This window comes from Vagococcus sp. WN89Y (genome assembly GCF_052220145.1).
Classification (GTDB): Bacteria; Pseudomonadota; Gammaproteobacteria; order Enterobacterales; family Enterobacteriaceae; genus Kosakonia.
This window is the reverse complement of the sequence record NZ_JBQPOM010000056.1, coordinates 1-15,848: the sequence shown is the minus strand read 5'-3', so window position 1 is coordinate 15,848 and position 15,848 is coordinate 1. Positions and strand designations below refer to the sequence as shown.

The 15,848-nt window shown below is 50.6% G+C and carries 13 protein-coding genes; 7 read left to right on the top strand and 6 right to left on the bottom strand.

Features of this window, described 5'->3' with window-relative positions:
• Positions 1 to 3: 3 nt before the first annotated feature.
• From amyA to fliD, 4 genes are all read right to left on the bottom strand, one after another.
• Complete coding sequence (gene amyA, locus ACTU3N_RS15935) at positions 4 to 1,491, bottom strand: alpha-amylase (RefSeq protein WP_443087097.1); 1,488 nt, start codon at positions 1,489 to 1,491, stop codon at positions 4 to 6.
• 62 nt (positions 1,492 to 1,553) lie between these two features.
• Positions 1,554 to 1,925 (bottom strand): flagella biosynthesis regulatory protein FliT, encoded by a 372-nt coding sequence (gene fliT / locus ACTU3N_RS15930; RefSeq protein ID WP_443087096.1) that lies wholly within the window; start codon positions 1,923 to 1,925, stop codon positions 1,554 to 1,556.
• Positions 1,925 to 2,335, bottom strand: coding sequence for a flagellar export chaperone FliS (gene fliS, locus ACTU3N_RS15925; protein WP_443087095.1), 411 nt, complete (start codon positions 2,333 to 2,335; stop codon positions 1,925 to 1,927). The genes fliT and fliS overlap by 1 nt, the downstream gene beginning before the upstream one ends.
• Before the next feature lie 11 nt (positions 2,336 to 2,346).
• A complete protein-coding gene (gene fliD / locus ACTU3N_RS15920; RefSeq protein ID WP_443087094.1) occupies positions 2,347 to 3,765 on the bottom strand; it encodes a flagellar filament capping protein FliD in 1,419 nt (472 codons plus the stop codon).
• Between the two features lie 513 nt (positions 3,766 to 4,278).
• Here fliD and ACTU3N_RS15915 point away from each other — a divergent pair.
• The 4 genes from ACTU3N_RS15915 (at position 4,279) to ACTU3N_RS15900 (ending at position 11,348) form a co-directional block, all read left to right on the top strand.
• Positions 4,279 to 5,115 (top strand): flagellin N-terminal helical domain-containing protein, encoded by an 837-nt coding sequence (locus ACTU3N_RS15915; protein ID WP_443087093.1) that lies wholly within the window; start codon positions 4,279 to 4,281, stop codon positions 5,113 to 5,115.
• 193 nt (positions 5,116 to 5,308) lie between these two features.
• Positions 5,309 to 6,757 carry a hypothetical protein gene (locus ACTU3N_RS15910; protein ID WP_443087092.1) on the top strand — a complete coding sequence of 483 codons (1,449 nt, stop codon included), beginning with the start codon at positions 5,309 to 5,311 and terminating at the stop codon, positions 6,755 to 6,757.
• Positions 6,758 to 6,779: 22 nt separating this feature from the next.
• Positions 6,780 to 10,145 carry an O-linked N-acetylglucosamine transferase family protein gene (locus ACTU3N_RS15905; protein ID WP_443087091.1) on the top strand — a complete coding sequence of 1,122 codons (3,366 nt, stop codon included), beginning with the start codon at positions 6,780 to 6,782 and terminating at the stop codon, positions 10,143 to 10,145.
• 54 nt (positions 10,146 to 10,199) lie between these two features.
• Positions 10,200 to 11,348 (top strand): DegT/DnrJ/EryC1/StrS family aminotransferase, encoded by a 1,149-nt coding sequence (locus ACTU3N_RS15900; RefSeq protein WP_443087090.1) that lies wholly within the window; start codon positions 10,200 to 10,202, stop codon positions 11,346 to 11,348.
• Positions 11,349 to 11,402: 54 nt separating this feature from the next.
• Here the strand turns inward: ACTU3N_RS15900 and ACTU3N_RS15895 are convergent, their stop codons facing one another.
• Together ACTU3N_RS15895 and ACTU3N_RS15890 are read right to left on the bottom strand one after the other, a co-directional pair.
• Positions 11,403 to 12,119: a class I SAM-dependent methyltransferase gene (locus ACTU3N_RS15895; RefSeq protein WP_443087089.1), complete on the bottom strand. Its 717-nt coding sequence runs from the start codon at positions 12,117 to 12,119 to the stop codon at positions 11,403 to 11,405.
• 18 nt (positions 12,120 to 12,137) lie between these two features.
• The gene (locus ACTU3N_RS15890; protein ID WP_443087088.1) at positions 12,138 to 13,079 is read right to left on the bottom strand and encodes an ATP-grasp domain-containing protein; all 942 of its coding nucleotides are present in this window, start codon (positions 13,077 to 13,079) and stop codon (positions 12,138 to 12,140) included.
• 372 nt (positions 13,080 to 13,451) lie between these two features.
• Here ACTU3N_RS15890 and ACTU3N_RS15885 point away from each other — a divergent pair, with 372 nt between their 5' ends.
• The 3 genes from ACTU3N_RS15885 (at position 13,452) to tcyJ (ending at position 15,672) form a co-directional block, all read left to right on the top strand.
• Positions 13,452 to 14,171: an RNA polymerase sigma factor FliA gene (locus tag ACTU3N_RS15885; protein ID WP_443087087.1), complete on the top strand. Its 720-nt coding sequence runs from the start codon at positions 13,452 to 13,454 to the stop codon at positions 14,169 to 14,171.
• 64 nt (positions 14,172 to 14,235) lie between these two features.
• Positions 14,236 to 14,787, top strand: coding sequence for a flagella biosynthesis regulatory protein FliZ (gene fliZ / locus ACTU3N_RS15880; RefSeq protein ID WP_443087086.1), 552 nt, complete (start codon positions 14,236 to 14,238; stop codon positions 14,785 to 14,787).
• A gap of 84 nt (positions 14,788 to 14,871) precedes the next feature.
• Complete coding sequence (gene tcyJ / locus ACTU3N_RS15875) at positions 14,872 to 15,672, top strand: cystine ABC transporter substrate-binding protein (RefSeq protein ID WP_443087085.1); 801 nt, start codon at positions 14,872 to 14,874, stop codon at positions 15,670 to 15,672.
• Positions 15,673 to 15,848 lie beyond the last annotated feature (176 nt).

The window sequence follows — 15,848 nt, the reverse complement described above, 5'->3', positions numbered from 1 at the left end:
ATCTTATAGAACATCTTCCAGTACCCACACGCTGACACTGCCGCCATTACAGGTAAACACGGCCTTGCCGTTTTCATCCGTTTTGACGGTTTCTTGCCGGTAGCCGAGAAAATCCCGCCATACTTTGTTGCCGTAATTTTCCCCCAGCGTCACGGTTTTTTCCCCATCGTCCCCGTTAGAAAGCACCACCACGCAGCCGGGATCTTCATCGGTACCGCTGCGGCTAAAAGCGACACAGTTGGGATGATCAAACCACAGGGTTTGCACCCCGTGTGCAAAACGCTGGCGGGCAAGCAGCAGCGGGACGAGCGGTTCGATGACGGGCATATCAATATGGTACTCATTACCATCGTTACCGATATCATCGTAGCTTGCGCCATAGAGATCAGGATAAAACACCGAAGGGATACCGTTTTCCCGCAGCAGGATCAGCGCATACGCCAGCGGTTTAAACCAGGGTTCCACAGGCGCTTCGAGCGATTGCAGCGGCTGGGTATCATGGTTGGCAACCAGCGTCACAGCGTGGAAGGGTTCTGCTTCAACCAGCGTGCCGATGTAAATTTGTCGCATGTCATAATCACGCCCTTGCCGCGATGCTTCATGGAATTTTAATTGCAGCAACGTATCGAACAGCATGGTTTTGCCTTCCACCTGCGCGATGTAATTTTGTAATTTAGCGAGTTCGTGTGACCAGTATTCGGCGACGATAAACAGCGGCTTCGGCGCGACATCCTGTACGTGCTCGATCCACTCTTTAAAAAACCAGGCCGGGATGTGCTTCACGGCATCAAGGCGAAAGCCGTCGCATTGCGTTTGCTCCATCGCCCAGCGCGCCCAGTACTTTATTTCCTCTGTTACCGCATGGTTGCGAAAATCGATATTGCATCCCATCAGGTAATCAAAATTACCCATTTCATCATCCACCTGATCGTTCCAGCCATCGCCGGTGTAATCGTTGATGATTTTAAAAACGCCTTCTTCATCCGGGTTTTCAATATGGTCGATACCGTTAAAGCATTTATAATCCCAGATGAACTCAGAGTATTTTCCGGCGCGGGCGGGGAAGGTGTAGCGTGTCCAGGCGTCGCACTCAATCACTTCATCATCGATTTGCGTGCGATCCTGCTCGTTGACCCGGTTCACGCGGATGCGTTCTTTCTCGTCAGCCCCCATTTTATGGTTAACCACCACGTCCATTAATACGGCGATACCGTTCTGTTTGAGCGCAGCTATCGCGGCTAATAGTTGTTGTTTATTACCGTACTTGGTCGCGATGCTCTCTTTTTGGTCAAACTCGCCCAGGTCGAAAAGGTCATAGCTGTCATAGCCGACGGAAAGCCCACCGGACGCGCCTTTATACGCAGGCGGAAGCCAGACCATATTGATGCCAATATCGTTAAAACCGGCAGCGTTATTGCGCAGCTCTTCCCAGAGCGTGCCGCCCTCAGGGGAGTACCAGTGGAATGTTTGTAATAGTGTGGGATTTTTCATCGCTGTGCTCCAGAAGTCTCAAGAGTGACTCCTGGAGTATGGATGAAAATGAAGCGAAGCGATTACTGATTCATTTCATTTATCTCGCCCGGGAATAAAATGTTCCCGGAGAGACGACCATAAGCGATATTCAGGTTTTTTTGTTTACCCGTGCGGCTTATCAGCCCTTGCAACTCGCTCATGCGCTCCTGCAATAGTTGCTTGAGCTCGACCTCATTTTCCAATACTTTGGCGAGCACAACCTGCGCCTGATCCTGCAACATATGGCTGCCAGGCGGGAAGGGGATCCTGCTGATATCTTCAACAAGTGTAACGTAGGCGACTTCCTGTTCGATAAGCTCATCCCATTTCCCGGATTGAGCGAGGCTTAGCATGGTGCGGCTAAGCGCATAAAGTGAATGCCACTTTTTTAGGGATAAGCTGGAGTCGTTCATCAAAGTTGATCCTGCGCGTTAGAATAACCAGGGCCGATTTGCTTCCATGCGTCAGAAATATTTAGCAGCAGCGTCTCAACTTCATTAATGGCGTTAATGTCATTGCGCAGGTTCGCATGCAACAAGCGACGCACCATATAGTCATACAGTGCGGCCAGGTTATGCGGAAGATCGCCACCAACATCCATATTCAGCCCGGCTTTGAGTCCGTTGTCGATGATATTAATGGCTTTCGACAGCGCTTCCCCCTTTGCCGGGATGTCTCCCGCTTCGAGGAACAAGCGCGCTCTGACAAGCGCGCTATGAACGCCATCAAACAACATAACCACTAACTGGTGTGGGCTGGCACTCAAAACGGCAGATTCAAGTCCCACCTTCTGATAGGCCTGAACACCAGAATTACTATACATACGCCTTCCTTTTAGCTACTGCTGCTGCTGAACTGCGAAGTCAGGTAACTGGAGGTGTTATTCAGTTTATTGATTAACGTATCCAGCTGTGTAAATTGAGTTTTATAACGCGCCATGGTGGCTTCAATTGAAGCTTCCATCGCATCATAACGCTTGCTGAGGGTTTTCAGCGTGGTGTTGATGCCATCTTTCGCATTCTGAATAACACCCTCTTTGCCCGTGGTGGTGCTGAGCATATCGGTCAGTTTATTATTCATCTGCGTGGCAAAACCTGTTGTTTTCCCGTCACCCAGGAAATAGGCCTGCACACCATCCGGGTTTTCACTCAGCGCTTTGGTAAGCTTGGTATCATCAATTTTCAGATTACCCGTAGAGCCGTCGCTGCCTTTAACCGGGTCCTGAGTGATACCCAACTGCGCCATAATGGCATAAGAGCCGCTCTGTACATTGGTCAATAAGCTGCGTAGATCTGACTGTACTCCGCGGATAGTACTGTCACCCAGCAGTGCGCCGTTGCTTGACGATTGGGTGGTAGAACCCTCGTCAGGCTGCACGTATTTGGTCAGCGTCGCAATGGTTGACTGTAATGAGTTATAAGCAGTTACCCAGTCGGTGATGGCTTTTTTGTTCTCGTCGGTAGCACGCGCCACGGTCAGTGTTTCATCGGCGGCACTTTGCGCTTTCAACGTAAACGTCACGCCCGGCAGCGCATCAGAGATGGTGTTGGTCTGGCGCGTAATTTCGATATCGTTGACGCTGACAATCGCGTTCTGCGATTTCGTTTGTTCATTCAGCGCCGCCGAACCGATAACTGCGTTCAGCGTATCATCGCCTGTCACCGTGACCGTCATATCAGAATCGGTACCGGTGGTTTTTGATGACAGCATCAGGCGATAATCGCCGTCGGCGGCTTTAACGACGCTTGCGGTTACGTTGCCGTTGGCGCCGTTAATCGCTTTGGCGATACCGTTAAGCGAGGTGTCTCCGTCGGCCAGTTTCACCGTCAGCGGCGTCGTGGTGCCCGGCTGGGTGATAGTTATCGTACGGGTATTATCAGCCGTTGTTCCGCCCAGTTGCGTCGTGTTGCTGGCAATAGAGTCAGAAGTCAGCACCTGGCTTTTCGCCATCTGCTTAACGTTGACTTTAAAATCACCCACAGATGCGCTGGAGGTCGTCGTCGCCGTAAACGAGGTGTTGGTGCTGCTAACACTCGTTGAGTTCCAGGTCTCCGCTTTGCCAAGCTTCGCGGCGGCCGTTTGCAGACTGGTCAGCGCGCTTTGCAACTTACCATAAGCACTGAGCTGTGCCTGATAGGTCGTTTGCTGGCTGGTAATCGTTGTTAATTTGCTTTCCTCAGCGGTCTGCAGCTGATCGTAAAGATCACCCAACTTAAGATTTGAACCTACCCCGAGGGTACTGATAGTAGCCATACTTGATTCCTTAAGGACGATGGTAGTTTCAGAGTCTTATCGGCCACCTTTGCGAAAAGTTTATACCGGGCAAAAAAAAATTAAGCCAGGAATAAGCACAACTGTTCACGGTTAATATTGCCATTGCATATCGGCACATGTTCAGGTTATTTCGCTATTTATTGATATATTATTAAGCAGCACTAAATAACGTTCTCAATTATCCGGGCGTGTTCTTATTTATATCGTCGATGATATATCGCGAGCGGTTGCCATATATCTATATAAAGGAAATGTGCGGGCGTTAACTCATTAATCTGTGATGGCTAAAAAATATCACTTAAATAGTGTTTTACGGTCGGGATAACAAAGCTTGAGATAAATAAATTCCTTTAAAAACATGGCATTGAAAATTTTTTATGATTATTTCTAAAGTCTGCTGCAAGTGCGTCGATAACCTTGTTGACGGTGAGAGACGCCGTAAGTGTTAGGCACCGAACCTAGAAACCATTTCTCTTTGAAGGAATTAAAATCATGGCAGTTATCAATACTAACCTGTTGTCCCTGACCACTCAGAACAACCTGAACAAATCTCAGTCTTCTCTGGGCACCGCTATCGAGCGTCTGTCTTCTGGTCTGCGTATCAACGGCGCGAAAGATGACGCTGCTGGCCAGGCGATTGCTAACCGCATGAGCTCCCAGATCAAGGGTATGACTCAGGCTGCGCGTAACGCTAACGACGGTATCTCTCTGGTGAGCACCGCTGAAGGTAACCTGAACGAAATCAACACCAACTTACAGCGTATCCGTGAGCTGTCAGTTCAGGCTGCAAACGACACCAACGGTACTACCGACCTGGATTCAATCAACACTGAAATCACTCAGCGTCTGGCTGAAATCGACCGTATCGCTGGCGGCGCTAACTTCAACGGTAAAAAACTGCTGGACGGTTCCGTTTCTACCGCTCTGAAAATTCAGGTTGGCGCTGGCGTGTCTGATAACGACACCATCTCCATCGACAGCACTGCTCTTATCAACGCAACTTCCGGTACTCTGGACGCTGCACTGAGCACCTCTATCTCTGATAACGCCTCTGCACAGGCTGTTATCTCTGCTGCTGATGCTGCAATCGCTAAGATTGACGAAGCTCGTTCTAACATGGGTGCGATTCAGAACCGTTTCGAATCTACCATCAACAACCTGAACAGCTCCATCAACAACCTGTCTGCTGCACAGTCTCGTATTCAGGATGCTGACTACGCTACCGAAGTTTCCAACATGTCCCGCGCGCAGATCCTGCAGCAGGCTGGTACTTCTGTACTGTCTCAGGCAAACCAGGTTCCGCAGACTATGCTGTCCCTGCTGCGTTAATAACGCATCGCTTTGCAAAAAAGGTTGCTGGAAACAGCAACCTTTTTTTATGCCCGTTAGCCTTAACGCAATCTGCAAAATAAGCCGTAGTTAGCCATTGTTTTCCCGCCATAACAGCCTCTGAGCGCATGGTAGCCTTGCGATAATCTACTTATTGCGTGTCGCTTTACGACACCATCAGACGAGTTATCTCATGAGCCAATTTTCACGTTCCCGGGGTATGCATCAGTTTTATCGCGATGTCTTTACGCGCATCATTTATTTACCCGAAACCGATGCGCTGCCTGCGCATATTGTCGCGGAAATCATGACCTTTAAAAGCGCGGATATTGCGCGTCTGGAACCGATGATCCGTGAAGCGCAAACCGAGCTGGATGCGGACAAAGATGTGGCGCTGAAAAATATGCTCTGCGCGCTGACGATGGCAAACCTCGCGCTGGATGGTAAGCAGCAGGGCAGACAGGTTGCCTATCCGGCTGAATTAAGCGAGCGCGTCACGCAAAATATTGTGGAAGCGCTGAAGCTTGATGACAACCTTAACTATTTAGTCGCCGCTATTCAGATCCTGTTTCGTATTAATGAAATCAACTCCGCGCTGTTTCTTATTTCTAACAATCTCTCGCTGGTGAGTGAATCGGCACCGGTGCTGAAAATTTTGCTGCTTATCTGCCTGATGGAAGAGGATTACAACCAGGCGCAGGTGGTTATCCAGGCGCTGACCGCCGATTCAACCCTGATTGGCGAAGATCAGATGACGCTGTTGATGATTGTCTGCGGTATCTGCAAACTTGGCGGCCTGCCGGAAACGTTTATTGATTTTCGCCCGCTGGTCGATGCAAGCCACACGCCTGATTACTCACGCTATACGTGGCTTATCGAAAAACAGCATCGCGAGAAAACCACCGTGCTGGTGGCCTGCGATAAGGGCTACTACTTCGAGCATGCGCTGACGCTTATTTATTCCGTGTATGAAACCAACCGCGACACGCTCGATGTGCACCTGCATATCTATAACTGTGATGATGAATTACATCAGCATGTGCAGGCGCTTGCGCGTGCGCTGCCTGAGCTGCATATCTCTTTGACTCACGAAACCGTTGAAACTCAGCCGGGCCTGAATGTGCATTACGCCTCGCGGCGGTTTATTTTCCTGCGCCATGCGCTGGAAGCCTTCGAAACACCGGTGCTGGCGCTGGATGCCGACTGCCTGGTACGCCGCGGCTGGGTGGATGTTCACGCTGAGGCTGACAACGCCCGCTTTATTCTTACCAGTAACGAGAATGCGCCACTGTGGGAACAGGTCCTCGGCGGCTTTGTTTATGCGCAGCCTGACGCGGTGACGCTGCGCTATTTCGATATTGTCGCCCGCTTTATCGATGAAAACCTGCGTGCGCAAAATGTGCGTTGGTTCCTTGATCAGGTCGCGCTCTCCTTTGCGCTGGATTATCTCCCGCCGGTCGAACAGTTGGCCGTGCAACGTGTGCCTTCCTGCCATCTTATTGAATTTGATCAGGGCTTTGAAAATCCTTTTAGCTGGGTCGTTACCACGGTGAAAAATGCCGATGGAGGCTACCAGCAATATAAACAGGAACTGCAGCAGCGCTATGGTGCGTTACTGGAAAATGCATTAGCGACCGCTTAATTATTTAACTGGACACTGTCACTTGAGCACATTTTACCCGGACTACCGAATTACGCCTGACGCGATGCATGCCGCAGCCGCCATCAATCATCTGGCGAGCGTCACGCCTTCGCAGGCGCGTGTTCTTGAGCTTGGCTGTGCTGGCGCGCAGCGTCTGGTCATGCAGGCCGCTGCCTGCCCGCACAGTGTGGCGATTGGTATAGATATTGATGAAGCGGCAATCGCGCAGGGGCAGCAGTTAGTTTCCTCGCTCGGCAGCAATAATGTCGAATTGTTTGCCGTCGGTCTGGGGGATTTGCTGGCCGTCGATCCGGGTGAATTTGATTACATCATTATTCATGGCGCTTTTTCTTTCCTCGCCAGCGCCGAGCGTGAAGCGCTGCTCGGCTGGTGCCAGACGCATCTCTCTGCCAATGGTGTGATTGGTCTGCGCTGGTCGGTATTGCCGGGTGCTATGGCGCACAGCACGTTGCGTGATGCGCTGCTTTTCCATTTGCAGCGTGTCGAAGAGGGCGGCGATCTGCTCAGCGCCGCGCGCGGGATGCTGAGTTTCCTGGCCGTCACCCTGGAAGAGGGCGCGTTTAAAAACGCCGTGCTTGCCGCCGAAAAACTGGACGATACCACCCTGGCGCTCACTTATCTTAGCCAGGGCGACAGCGCCCGAACTCTTGCCACTTTCGCCGACGAAGGCGCAAAGGCAGGCCTGGGTTATGTGGGCGATTTGCTGCCGCAATACGAATTAGTGGGTTTCTACCCGGAGCATATCAGGCAGATGATCGGCGCGGTCAGCGCTGGCGCTGATCGGGTGATGGCGCAACAGTACCTTGATTACGCGACACAACGTGTGCAGCGCTTTAGCTTACTGGCGCATGCTGAGGCATTAACAACACCGGTAGCGCCGGATTTGCGTAATCTGGAGCAGTTGCACTGGGCCGGCAATTTCACCCGTATGCTTAATTCGAAAGGGCAGACGGTAAAAATGTTTGTTAACGGTGCCGGGGAAACCATTTACACGCCAAATGCCTGCTCAATACAGATACTGGACTTGCTCTCCAGTGCATGGCCGCAATCGCTGAGTTTCGAACAGCTGGTGTTTAACTGCCGCCAGCCTGAAAAGAGCGAAGACGTGCGCAAAGCGGTGTGGGAATCACTGCATGCGCTGTTTATGAACTGTACGAACGGTCTGTACTGGAGCGCATCGCCGGGGTGTTATAACCAGGCGCAGAACGACACATTAGGCACCATTGTCCCGCTGCCCGTGCAACGGCCAGAGGATGAGTTGGCGCTGGTGAACCTGTGGGGCGAGTCAGTAGGGCTGACCGCATGCGAGTGGGATTATCTGCAAGGCGGAATGCGTGCCACGGACGACGACGGGTGGGCTAATTACCTGTCGCTAAAAACCAAAGGGATACTTATTGGTTCGCCGCTGGCGTGGAAAAAACAGCTGCAACTGTTTTTGCGCGCGGGGCGGGTGGAAACGCTGAAGTCTCAGCTTTCTACCTTGTTACTGCTGAGTGTGAGCGAGTCGCGCGGTGGGTTACTACATAGCGAAATACACGAACCGGTGTTAAGCGATGCACGGCAGGATGATGATGCGATCTATGCAGAAGTGAATCGCCTGATCCGCGCAGGACTGTCGCAGGAAGCGCGCCAGTACGCACAATCGTTGCTGCTTGCCAGCCCGGAAAATATGCATATCCTGCGCTGCCACTCGCGCGCCTGTATTCTGACCGGCGCGTGGGAGGATGCGTTGCCTTCGCTGTGTCGCCTGATGGGGTATTACTTTACCAGCCTTGATATCTATTATGACCTTGCGGTGGCATTGCAGAAAAATCGCGAGCATTTCCACGCGCGCAAAATCGTGCATGCGTTGCTGCGCCTCGATGATAAGAACGTCGATTTTTGGTACACGCTGGCAACCATTCATCATGCCTATGGCGATATGGCGCTGGCGGAAAAATGCTGCCGGGAAACGTTACGTTTCCCGCAGGTTACCGCGCGCCATATGGGGATGACCGGCATTATTCTGAGTGATAACCAGAAACTGGCAGAAGCACGTTATTTCCTTGAGAAATCCGTAGAGCTAAGCAACTACGACTTTGATTATTTCACCAGTTTACTCTTTGTGATGACCCATGATTTTAGCGTCACGCCGCAAGAGCTTCGTGAAAAACACTTTGAATATGGGCGTCGCGTTGATGAATGGGCAAAACGTTGCAACGTTCATTTACCGCTGAATAACCTCAAAGATCCTGAGCGTAAATTGCGCGTCGGTTTTGTCTCAGGCGATTTGCGAAAACACCCGGTGACCAACTTTCTGCTGCCATTCTGGGATGGCATGGATCGTGAAAAATTTGAGCTGGTGGCTTACAGCACCACCTTCCTGAATAACGACAGCGTGGCCCACCATCTGCGTGAAACAGCTTTAATGTGGCGGCAGGTGGATGCGCTAAGCAACGTTGAGCTGGCGCAATTAATCAATGAGGATGGCATCGACATCCTGTTCGATCTCTCCGGTCACACCACTTACAACCGTTTACCGGCCTTTGCGCTGCGCCCGGCACCGGTACAAATTTCATGGATTGGCTATCCGGGCACCACGGGCCTTGTGCAGATGGATTACCGGTTGCTTTATACCACGCTTGCTAAATCGGTCGGTTTGCAGGAGCAATTAACCGAGCGAATTATGTACATCGAAACGCGTAAATTATTTGAGCCGCACCCGCAAAGCCCGCAGATCAATACTTTGCCTGCGTTAAGCAACGGTTATGTGACCTTTGGCAGTTTTAACCGGCCGAAAAAAATCAACGACAACGTCCTGCAAATCTGGGCGAAAGTGATGGTTGCGTCGCCGAACGCAAAATTATTACTCGGTTTTATGACAGATGAAGGGCTGGTTGCCTCGGTGAAAAAACGTTTGCTGGGTCTGGGCGTGCGTGAAGATCAGTTGATATTCCGCGGGTTGGTGGAGATTGACGAATACCTTGCCTATCACCACGAAATCGATCTGCTGCTGGATGCATTCCCTTATACCGGCGGAACCACCACCAATCACGGTGCCTGGATGGGTGTGCCAACACTGACGATTGCGGGCAAAACCGTCGCCGGTCAGCAGGGGGTCGATATCATGCGCGCCTACCGGCTGGATGAGTTCGTCGCAACGGATGAAGAGGATTACCTGCGCAAAGCGCTGTACTGGCGCGACCATCCGCAAGAGCTGAACGCGATTCGCTTGGGCATGCGCGAGCGTATTCCGACGGAAAATGAAGCGGGCTATAACATTGCGGGAACGTTTGAAACCGCACTGCGTGAGGCCTGGGCGTTGTATTGCCGTGGTGAAGCACCGAAGTCCTTGCTGGTCGAGGAAAAAACGGTGTCGTTTCTTTAATACTCTCGCCGGTCTGCGGATCGGTTGTTTACAGTGCCGCACTCGAGGTGCACGATGAAAAATATCTACGTCACAAGCCCGTTGCTTCCCCCGCTGGAAGAGTTTGTTCCGTACCTGGAGCAGATCTGGCAGAACAAGTATCTGACCAATGCTGGTCCCTTCCATGCGCAGCTTGAGCAGGCGCTGGCGGAGTACCTCGGTGTAAAGCATCTTTCTCTGTTTTCTAACGGCACCATGGCACTGTTGACTGCGTTTCAGACATTGCGGCTGAAAGGCGAGGTAATCACCACACCGTATTCCTTTGTTGCAACCTCTCACAGCCTGCTGTGGAATGGCCTGACGCCGGTCTTTGCCGATATCGACCCGCACACCTTTAATATGGACCCGGCCAGTATTGAAGCACTGATCACCGAAAACACCAGCGCCATCATGCCGGTACATTGCTACGGTATTCCGTGTGATGTCGATAAAATCCAGCGCATTGCTGATACCTACGGCCTGAAAGTGATTTACGATGCGGCGCATGCATTTGGCGTGAAGCAGAACGGCAGCAGTATTCTGAACTGCGGTGATTTGTCGATTCTCAGCTTCCATGCAACAAAAGTATTTAACACCATCGAAGGTGGGGCGATTATTTGCCCGGATGCGCGGACCAAACAGCGTATCGATTATTTGAAAAACTTCGGTTTCGCCGATGAAACTACGGTGATTGCACCAGGCATTAACGCTAAAATGAACGAAGTGCAGGCCGCTTTCGGTTTATTACAGCTACAGCATATTGATGGTGCGCTGGCTGCGCGCCGTACAATTTATGAACGCTATTGCACTCACCTGAATAATATTACCGGGATCACCTTCTATTCAGAGACGGCACACTTTGAGTGGAACCATGCTTATTATCCGGTATTACTCGATGACGCATACCCGCTCTCGCGTGATGCGCTCTATGAAGCGCTGAAAGAAGAAAATATTTATTCGAGGCGTTATTTCTATCCGCTTATCAGCTCGTTTTCTATGTACCGGCATTTACCTTCGGCGCGACCGGAACATTTACCTGTGGCAAATCAACTGGCAGAAAGAATTCTCTGCCTGCCGATTTACCCGGATTTGGGTGAAGAGGAGCAGATGCGTATTATCGACGTTATTCGTCGTTACGCTGCTAAAACGGACAGCCCGACTGCAGACGCACGGCACGTTGCATAATAAAAAAAGGCTTAGCACATGTGCTAAGCCTCTTTCGTTATTGTTATTATGGCGTTATAACTCGCCAATACACAGTAAACGCTCGCTTCGTGCGAGGTATTTCATGCCGGAGAATTTAAACATCGAATTGATCAATGCCGGATGATGTAAACCTTTGCGAATAAGCCAATCCTCATGCGTCTTTTTACCCTTGCCGACCGGAATAACCGTGACGGAGCGGCAAACAGTTGCCAGATACGACTGAATTTCATCGACCGTAAAAAAGCGAATATTAAACAGCGGGTCGGTTTCCTGCATACTTTTAAAATAATTAGCGAAGCCAATATTGTGAGCGTTATGCACGGTGACAATCATTCTCTTACGCGTGACCCGCGCCTGCTCGATCGCCATTTTTTTGATATCTGCGTCGCTAAATAATCCCCAGAAACCATTGTGGAAGGACAAATCAAAAAAGTTATCCGCAAAGCCAATATTGAAAGCATCCTGTACGGAATAATTTTCAGCCTGAAGCGGATAAAAGTTTCGCGCGCGTGTCACCGCTTCCGGGGAGAAATCGATACCGTAACCGTCGAGGCCTTTATCATTTAACCAGGCAATATCTCGAAAGCTGCCTGCGGCAATCTCCAGAATTCGCTGCTCGTCGCGGCGGCGAACCGCATTAACATAATGCGCATGGCGGGGATCGTTTTGGTAATGATCAAAAATGTCCGGCCACTTGCTATCCCAGTCAGCGACGGTAGTCAGCATTTCCGGCTTTGAAGCTTCGCTCATCGTATTGTCCTGGTGTGATTATTCTGCAACGTAATGACGGGTATAAAATGCCGTCTGGTAAACTTGCTGTGCATCGATTGCCTGAGTGCTGAAACAGGCGAGATGGTTATTCACCATGTCATAACCTGCTTTAACGGAAAACTCGACCCCCGCCGAAAAGCGCGGGTTAATGTCCATCAAAAAATAGCCATCCTGATTACCAATAAATTCCATATTGAAGCAGCCGTTAGCGCCAGTTTCCCGCGCGATAAGGCGCGCAGTATCAAGCAATAACGTATCGGGGATCATTTCAACCGAAATTCCGGCCCCGTTACTGGTACGGATAAGCTCTTTTCGTGCAACGGCAGCGCATAAATCGCCAGATGCCTGGTAAACGACATCGACAGTAAAGATATCGCCCGCCACCTTCGGCTGCACAATCCACTCGTCGCCATTGAGCCGGGTGCGTGCTTCTTCAAGCTCTTGCGCACAGTGAATGTGGCGTAAACCTTCGCTACTGCGACCACGACACGGTTTTAAAATGGCCGGGAAAACGGCTCCATCAGCACGCCAGTCACTCAATGTGCAGCCAGCAAGCGTTTTAATGGCGGGATTTTTGCCAAGTTTTGCCGCCCAGGCATATTTATCACGGCATAATACGGCCGCCCCGGCAGGCATAATGGCAGCCTGAGTCCCTGTTGGCAGGCGGTCGCGGTATAGCGACAGCAGATCGACTTCGACATCGGTCAGTGGAATGACCCACGCAATATGATGTTGCTCACACTGTGAGACAATCGCCTCTATCCACGCCTGCTGGTCAACAGCCCGTGGAATCTGCGCGAAACCGTCAACCAGGCGCGAGGTAAATAACCAACGAGCAGGGTGAATATCGCATCCGTAAACGCGATGCCCGGCATACTGGAGTTGCTTAATCACGACTTCCGCCGACATAGAGCCGATCGCGGTAACCAGGATATTCATTAAATTTTGCCTGAATATTTCTGCTGAATGCGTAAATATGAACAACATTACTGACGCAACAGCAACAAAGTGAGTTATACAAGTGATTTTACAAGTTATTGTCCGGCTTAATTCCGGAATTAGGCTATGCTTTAGCGCTTTTTTTAAAGATACATTTCGCAGTGACTGTTTAATATGTAATAAATAAGCGCAGAAACATATGCATAAATGAAAGCAAATTGTTCATTTTAAAAGCAATGATCCGTTTTTCCTGAGTAAACGCATTTCTATTTGTATAAATAACCCATCATTTCACCCACTATTCATCCGATTAAAAGCCCTCCAGAATCGGATAATCATGCCGATAACTCAATTAACGCAGGGCTGTTTATCGTGAATTCACTCTATACCGCTGAAGGTGTAATGGATAAACACTCGCTGTGGCAGCGTTATGTACCTCTGGTGCGTCACGAAGCATTGCGCCTGCAGGTGCGTTTGCCGGCGAGTGTGGAACTGGACGACCTGCTACAGGCGGGCGGAATTGGTCTACTGAATGCAGTAGATCGATACGACGCTCTGCAAGGAACGGCATTTACCACTTACGCAGTGCAGCGTATTCGTGGGGCAATGCTGGACGAATTGCGCAGCCGTGACTGGGTGCCGCGCAGCGTCCGGCGTAATGCCCGCGAAGTGGCGCAGGCCATGGGGCAACTGGAGCAAGAGCTGGGACGTAACGCGTCGGAAACAGAAGTGGCGCAGCGTCTTGGAATTCCTGTCGAGGAATACCGTCAGATGTTGCTTGATACAAATAATAGTCAGCTTTTCTCCTATGACGAATGGCGGGAAGAGCATGGCGACAGTATTGAGCTTGTGACGGAAGACCATCAACAGGAAAACCCGTTATATCAGTTAATGGAAGGGAATTTACGTCACCGGGTGATGGAAGCTATTGAATCACTCCCGGAGCGCGAACAACTTGTATTAACGCTTTATTATCAGGAAGAACTCAATCTTAAAGAGATTGGCGCCGTCCTGGAAGTAGGGGAATCACGGGTAAGTCAGCTCCATAGCCAGGCTATTAAGCGCTTACGTACTAAGCTGGGTAAGTTATAGGTTGGGGATATTGCATCGCCTCCTGAAAAAATGCCGTACAACGCATTGACAACCAGGAGTTATCATGACGGTGCAACAACCTAAAAGACGGCCTCTAAGCCGCTATCTTAAAGACTTTAAACACAGCCAGACGCATTGTGCTCACTGCCATAAGCTGCTTGATCGCATCACGCTGGTACGCCGGGGCGAAATCGTCAACAAAATCGCGATTTCGCGCCTGGATACACTGCTGGATGAAGCGGCCTGGCAACAGGAACAAAAGGAATGGGTTGCACTCTGCCGTTTTTGCGGCGATCTGCACTGCAAAGAGCAGAGCGATTTCTTTGATATCATCGGTTTTAAACAATATCTTTTCGAACAGACCGAGATGAGCCACGGCACGGTGCGCGAGTATGTTGTCCGCTTGCGCCGTCTGGGTAATCACCTCAGTACGTTGAATATTTCCCGTCAATTGCTGGAAGAAGGGTTCCTTGATGAAAATCTTGAACCCTGGTTACCTGCGACCAGCACCAATAATTATCGGATTGCGTTGCGCAAATATGCGCAGTTCAAAGCGCAGATGCGTTTTGCTTCAGTGCAAAAAATCGCTGTCGGCGCAACATCTGATATATATTAAAAAAGAATAACATGTAGCCGCGTCGTGCTTGTACTTAGCGTCAGGCACACTACACTACAAAAAAAATTCTTAATCGGGGTAACTATGAAACTAGCACTTTTAGGACGTCAGGCGTTGATGGGTGTTATGGCCGTTGCGCTGGTCGCAGGCATGAGCGTGAAGACGTTTGCCGCTGAAAACCTGCTGAATAAAGTCAAAGAGCGTGGCTCGCTGCTGGTGGGGCTGGAAGGCACCTATCCGCCGTTCAGTTATCAGGGCGACGATGGCAAGCTGACTGGTTTTGAAGTTGAGTTCGCCGAAGCGCTGGCGAAGCATCTGGGCGTGAAAGCATCGCTGAAACCCACCAAATGGGACGGCATGCTGGCTTCGCTGGATTCAAAGCGTATCGACGTGGTTATCAACCAGGTAACCATCTCCGATGAACGGAAGAAAAAGTATGACTTCTCCACGCCTTATACCGTCTCCGGTATCCAGGCGCTGGTGAAAAAAGGTAACGAAACTGGCATCAAGTCAGCCGCCGATCTGAAAGGCAAAAAAGTGGGCGTCGGCCTGGGGACTAACTACGAAGAGTGGTTGCGCCAGAACGTTCAGGGTGTCGATATCCGCACCTATGATGATGACCCGACCAAATACCAGGATCTGCGCGTAGGGCGTATTGATGCGATTCTGGTAGACCGACTGGCGGCGCTGGATCTGGTGAAGAAAACGAAAGATACGCTGGCGGTTGCCGGTGATGCGTTCTCGCGCCAGGAAGCGGGTGTTGCGGTGCGTAAAGGCAACGAAGATCTGCTAAAAGCCATTGATGCGGCTATCGACGAGATGCAGAAAGACGGCACCATGAAGGCGCTGTCGGAAAAATGGTTCGGTGCGGACGTCACGAAGTAGTCGTTGCCCGGTAAAAAAGGCGCTTAATTAAGCGCCTTTTTTATTTAGTTTGACCCGTCCTGAATAGCGTTGACACATTCCTGACTCAAACCCGGAGAACGTGATGATGACTGAGTTCAAACGCACCCAACGCGATTATCCTCTATCCTTTAAAATAGCCGTTGTTGAGCAGATCG